The 4,855-nt window shown below is 71.8% G+C and carries 7 protein-coding genes; 5 read left to right on the top strand and 2 right to left on the bottom strand.

The window, feature by feature from the left end:
- Nucleotides 1-147: 147 nt before the first annotated feature.
- Nucleotides 148-1,146, bottom strand: coding sequence for a tripartite tricarboxylate transporter substrate binding protein (locus ACIY1X_RS05970; RefSeq protein ID WP_051953245.1), 999 nt, complete (start codon nt 1,144-1,146; stop codon nt 148-150).
- A 117-nt stretch (nt 1,147-1,263) separates the two neighbouring features.
- Between ACIY1X_RS05970 and ACIY1X_RS05975 the strand changes: the two genes are divergently transcribed.
- A complete protein-coding gene (locus tag ACIY1X_RS05975) occupies nt 1,264-1,653 on the top strand; it encodes a VOC family protein (protein WP_399678889.1) in 390 nt (129 codons plus the stop codon).
- A gap of 61 nt (nt 1,654-1,714) precedes the next feature.
- Nucleotides 1,715-2,080 (top strand): TfoX/Sxy family protein, encoded by a 366-nt coding sequence (locus ACIY1X_RS05980; protein ID WP_399678892.1) that lies wholly within the window; start codon nt 1,715-1,717, stop codon nt 2,078-2,080.
- Between the two features lie 3 nt (nt 2,081-2,083).
- On the opposite strand, the gene ACIY1X_RS05985 is transcribed toward ACIY1X_RS05980, so the two are convergent.
- Nucleotides 2,084-3,178: a PA0069 family radical SAM protein gene (locus tag ACIY1X_RS05985; protein ID WP_399678894.1), complete on the bottom strand. Its 1,095-nt coding sequence runs from the start codon at nt 3,176-3,178 to the stop codon at nt 2,084-2,086.
- Between the two features lie 113 nt (nt 3,179-3,291).
- Between ACIY1X_RS05985 and ACIY1X_RS05990 the strand changes: the two genes are divergently transcribed.
- The 3 genes from ACIY1X_RS05990 to ACIY1X_RS06000 all read left to right on the top strand — a co-directional run.
- A complete protein-coding gene (locus ACIY1X_RS05990; RefSeq protein WP_038206193.1) occupies nt 3,292-3,894 on the top strand; it encodes a GbsR/MarR family transcriptional regulator in 603 nt (200 codons plus the stop codon).
- A 68-nt stretch (nt 3,895-3,962) separates the two neighbouring features.
- Nucleotides 3,963-4,424: a thiol-disulfide oxidoreductase DCC family protein gene (locus ACIY1X_RS05995; RefSeq protein WP_399678897.1), complete on the top strand. Its 462-nt coding sequence runs from the start codon at nt 3,963-3,965 to the stop codon at nt 4,422-4,424.
- Nucleotides 4,424-4,855 (top strand): NAD-dependent epimerase/dehydratase family protein (locus ACIY1X_RS06000; RefSeq protein WP_399678899.1); only part of this gene is annotated, 432 nt, incomplete at its 3' end. The genes ACIY1X_RS05995 and ACIY1X_RS06000, both read left to right, overlap by 1 nt.

A 4,855-nucleotide genomic window follows, 5' to 3' on the forward strand; every position in this document is an offset into this window, starting at 1 on the left:
TCGCCCATCGGCGTGCCGCGGCCGGTGCGCACGAGTTCGTCGCGGATGCCGGGCTCCGGCAGCTCGTAGGCACTGCGGATGGGGATGAGGCGGCGGTGTTCCTGGGGGGAGTTCATGGCATCGTGGTTCCGGGGTGGATGTCGCGGCTCATTCGGGCTCCACGCCCGCGGCCTTCATCAGCGCCAGCCATTGCGGCGCGTCGCGCTCGTAGACGGCGGCCAGTTCCTCCGGCGTGCCGGCCACCGGGTCCTGTCCCTGGTCGATCAGGCGCTGCGACACCTCGGGCGTACGGATGGCGGCCACGAAAGCCTGGTTCAGTTTGCGGATCACCGGCGCCGGCGTGCCGGCCGGCACGTACACGGCCACGTAGCCCGCCAGCTCGAAGCCTTCCAGGCCCTGCTCGCCGAAGGTGGGCAGCTCGGGCAGGCCGCCCGAGCGGCGCGGCCCCGTCATGCCCAGCGCCTTGACGGCGTTGGCGCGCACCAGCGGCCGCGCGCTCACCGGGCTGCAGAAGGTGCTGTCGATCACGCCGCCGCGCAGGTCGGTGAGCGCGGCCACGTCGCCCTTGTAGGGCACGTGCTGCATCGGCAGCCCGTGGCGCATGCGCAGCAGCTCTCCGAACAGGTGCGCCGAGGAGCCCTTGCCCCAGCTGCCGTACGAGATCGGCCGGCCCTGCGCCTTGGCCCAGCGCACGAAGCCCTGCAGGTCGGCGTACGGCGCATTGGCCGGGCCCGCGAACATCACGCTGCCCATCGACACCTGCGTCACGGGCGCGAAGCTGCGCGCCGGGTCGTAGGGCAGCTTCTTGTACGCCCCGGCGTTGTTGATGGTGGTGCTGCTGGTGGTGACGAGCACGGTGTAGCCGTCCGGCGCCGCGCTGGCCACCGCCTCGGCGCCGAGGATGGTGGCCGCGCCGGGCTTGGCCTCCACCACCACGGGCTGGCGCACCTCCTGCGCGACGCGGTCGGTCATGGCGCGCACCGCCACGTCGATGGCGCCGCCGGCGGCGAAGGGCACGACCACGCGGATCGGCCGGGACGGGAAAGCCTCCTGCGCGCGCAGCGCGGGGCAGGCGGCCGCGGCCGCGCCGGCCGTGAGCAGGCGCAGCGCATCGCGCCGCCGCGCATCGAATCGAAAGGCTGTCATGGGCGTCTCCGTGGGGTTCGTTATTTTGTTGATGCTATCAACGAGTTGGACGCAGGTCAAACCGGCACTAGCATGGGCGCGCCACACGCACTTCGCCGCACCCGCCTCCACCCGCCCATGCGCATCGACCACATCGCCCTCTGGACCGAGGATCTCGACCGCTGCGTCCGCTTCTACGCCGAGCACTTCGGCGCCGAGGCCGGGCCGCTGTACCGCAACCCCGCCAAGGGCTTCGCCTCGCGCTTCCTGTCCTTCGCGGGCGGAGCGCGCATCGAGGCGATGAGCACCACCGCGCTGCGCCCCGAGCCGGCTGCGCCCGGCGCGCAGCGCATGGGCTGGACGCACGTGGCGATGGCGGTCGGCTCCGAGGCGCAGGTCGACGCGCTCACGGCGCGGCTGCGCGAGGCCGGCCACCCGGTGCTCGACGGCCCGCGCCGCACCGGCGACGGCTACTACGAGAGCGTGGTGCTCGATCCCGACGGCAACCGCATCGAGATCACGGCATGAGCCCACGCCCGGCCGTTCCGAAGGGGGCTCGCACCGCGGTGCGAAGCACGGAGGTTGCCCGATGAGCCAATTGAGCGACACCCTGCACGACGTCTTCGCCAGCCTGGGGCCGGTGCGCATCGCGCGCATGTTCGGCGGCTACGGCGTCTACCACGACGACCTGATGTTCGCGCTGGTGGTGCGCGAGGTGCTCTACCTGAAGACCGACGCGCAGACGCTGCCGCACTTCGAGGCGCTGGCGCTGCCGGCCTTCAGCTTCGAGCGCCAGGGCAGGAAGATGACGACCTCCTACCGCCAGGCGCCCGAGACGGTGTTCGAGGACCGGCAGGCGGCCGCGCTGTGGGCACGGCGCGCGGTCGAGGCGGCGCTGCGCACGGCCAATGCGCCCATGCCAATGCGCAAGACGAAGAAGAAGCCCGGCCGCTGAAGGTCAGAACAGGCTGCCCTGCCCGTCCTCCCGCGGCGGGCGGAAGGCCGAGAGGTCCATCACGATGCGCTCGCGGTTGAAGCCGATGCGCCGCGTGGCCTTGGCGAAGCGCTGCCCGATCAGCTCGGCCCAGGTGCCGGTGCCTTTCATGCGGGTGCTCCAGTCGGCGTCGTAGTCCTTGCCGCCGCGCATCTCGCGGATGCGCGCCATGATGCGCGCCGCGCGCTGCGGGTGGTGCACGTCGAGCCACTCGCGGAACAGCGGCGCCACCTCCCACGGCAGGCGGATCACCGTGTAGAAGGCGCTGCGCGCGCCGGCGTCCCAGGCGGCCTCGAGCACCTGTTCCATGTCCTCCGTGACGAAGGGAATCTGCGGCGCCACGCTCACGCCCACCGGCACGCCCGCCTCGGCCAGCGTGCGGATGGTGCGCAGCCGACGGTGCGGCGCGGCGGCGCGCGGCTCCAGCGTGCGTGCGACCTCGCCGTCGAGCGTGGTCACGGTCACGTAGACGGCCGCCAGGTGCTGCGCGGCCATGGGCGCGATCAGGTCCAGGTCGCGCTCCACGGCGCTGGACTTGGTGACCAGCGCGAAGGGATGCCGCGCCTGCTGCAGCACCTCGATCACCGAGCGCGTGAGGCGCAGCTCGCGCTCGATGGGCTGGTAGCAGTCGGTGGCGGTGCCGATGGCGATCTCGGCCGGTTGGTAGCGCGGGCGTGCCAGTTCCTGGCGCAGCACCTGGGCGATGTTGCGCTTGGCGATCAGCTTGGTCTCGAAATCGAGGCCCGGCGAGAGGTTGAGGTAGCTGTGCGTGGGCCGGGCGAAGCAGTAGATGCAGCCGTGCTCGCAGCCGCGGTACGGGTTGAGCGAGCGCTCGAAGGGGATGTCGGGCGAGTCGTTGCCGCCGAGCACGGACTTCGCGTCCTCGAAGCGCACCTCGGTGGCCACGGCGTCCGGGGCGGCGGTGACGAAGTCCTCTTCCTCGAGCGTGCCCCAGCCGTCGTCGAAGCTGCCCCGCGCCTCCTTCTCGAAGCGGTGCGCCAGCCGCGAGGCCGCGCCGCGGCCCTTGATGGCATGCAGGGGAATGTGGGCGTCGGCCATGGAAATACTGTACATAAATACAGTTTTCATCGCTCATCGACATTTCAACGGCGGCGCTCCTTTCGATCAATTTCTTTGTTGACAGAAATTTCGGAAACCATACACTGAGCGCCATGGAACTGACCGAACTGCAACGCAAGTTCGTCCTGCACTGGGGCGAGATGGGCTCGATGTGGGGCGTCAACCGCACCGTCTCGCAGATCCACGCCCTGCTCTTCGTGCACGGCAAGCCCATGCACGCCGAGGCGCTGTCGGAAACGCTGAACGTCGCCCGCTCCAACGTGAGCAACAGCCTCAAGGAACTGCAGGCCTGGAACCTGGTGCGCGTGACGCACGTGCTGGGCGACCGGCGCGACTACTTCGAGACCAGCGTCGACGTGTGGGAGCTGTTCCGCACCGTGGTGCGCGAGCGCAAGGAGCGCGAGTTCGACCCCACCACCCGCCTGCTGCGCGAGATCGTCGCCAGCCCCGACTTCGCCCGCGAGCCGGCCGATGCGCAGGACCGCATCCGCGCGACGATGGAACTGATGGACAAGCTCGGCGCCTGGGCCGACGAGATGCTGCGCCTGTCGCCCGGCACGCTGGACAAGGTGCTCAGCCTCGGCGCCAGCGTGCAGCGCTTCGTGCGCGGCGACGCGGCGGCCAGGGCGCCCCGGCCCGGCGGCCCGGACGGCGACGACGAGGCCGACCGCCATGCCAGCCTGCCCATGCTCTGAGATCGCTTTCCGGTCTCTTTTTTTGCACCTTTATTTCTGTTTTGACTGAAATATCGAAAGTGACGATCATGCAGACCAGCCCCGCCTATCCGCTCACCCTCTACTACGACGGCAGCTGCCGCCTGTGCAGCGGCGAGATCCGCCACCTCCAGGCGCGCGACCGCGCCGGCCGGCTCGCCTTCGTGGACTGCTCGCCGGCGGACTTCACCGGCGGCCCCGCCCCGCGCGCCGCGCTGATGGAGGCCATCCACGCGGTCGACGCGGCAGGCCGCGTCTACGTCGGCGTCGACACCTTCCGCGCCGCCTACGCCGCCGCCGGCCTGCCGCTGGTGAGCGGCCTGCTCGGCCTGCCGCTCGTCTCGCAGGCCGCGCGGCGCGCCTACCCGGTGCTGGTGCGCCACAGGTACCGCCTGCCGGGCTGGCTGATCGGCCCGCTGTTCGAGCGTGCGGCGCGCCGTGCCGCGCGCCGCAGCGCAGGCTGCCGGGAGGGCATCTGCACCGTCCCCGGCGGCGCACGGGGGGGCCGCTGATGCGCGTCCTGCTCGCCGGTGCCAGCGGCTTCGTCGGCCGCGCCGTGGCGCACGCACTCGCCGGCGCGGGGCACGCGGTCGTCGCCCGCAGCCGCCGCAGCGCGCCCGCGCTGGACTTCATCCACGCCACGCTGCCGCAGGACTGGCTGCCCCACCTCGCCGGCATCGACGCCGTGGTCAACGCGGTCGGCGTGCTGCGCGATTCGCCGCGCGCGCCGATGGCGGCCGTCCATGCCGCCGCCCCGCAGGCGCTGTTCGAGGCCTGCGCGCAGGCCGGCGTGCGGCGCGTCGTGCACGTCTCGGCGCTGGGCATCGAGCGCAACCCGACGCGCTACGCGCAGACCAAGCGCGCGGCCGACGCGGCGCTGCTGCGGCTGACGCAGGCCGGCGCGCTCGACGGCCTGGTGCTGCGGCCGAGCCTGGTCTTCGGC

The sequence above is a fragment of the Xenophilus sp. genome, assembly GCF_044462705.1.
GTDB lineage: Bacteria > Pseudomonadota > Gammaproteobacteria > Burkholderiales > Burkholderiaceae_C > Xenophilus > Xenophilus azovorans.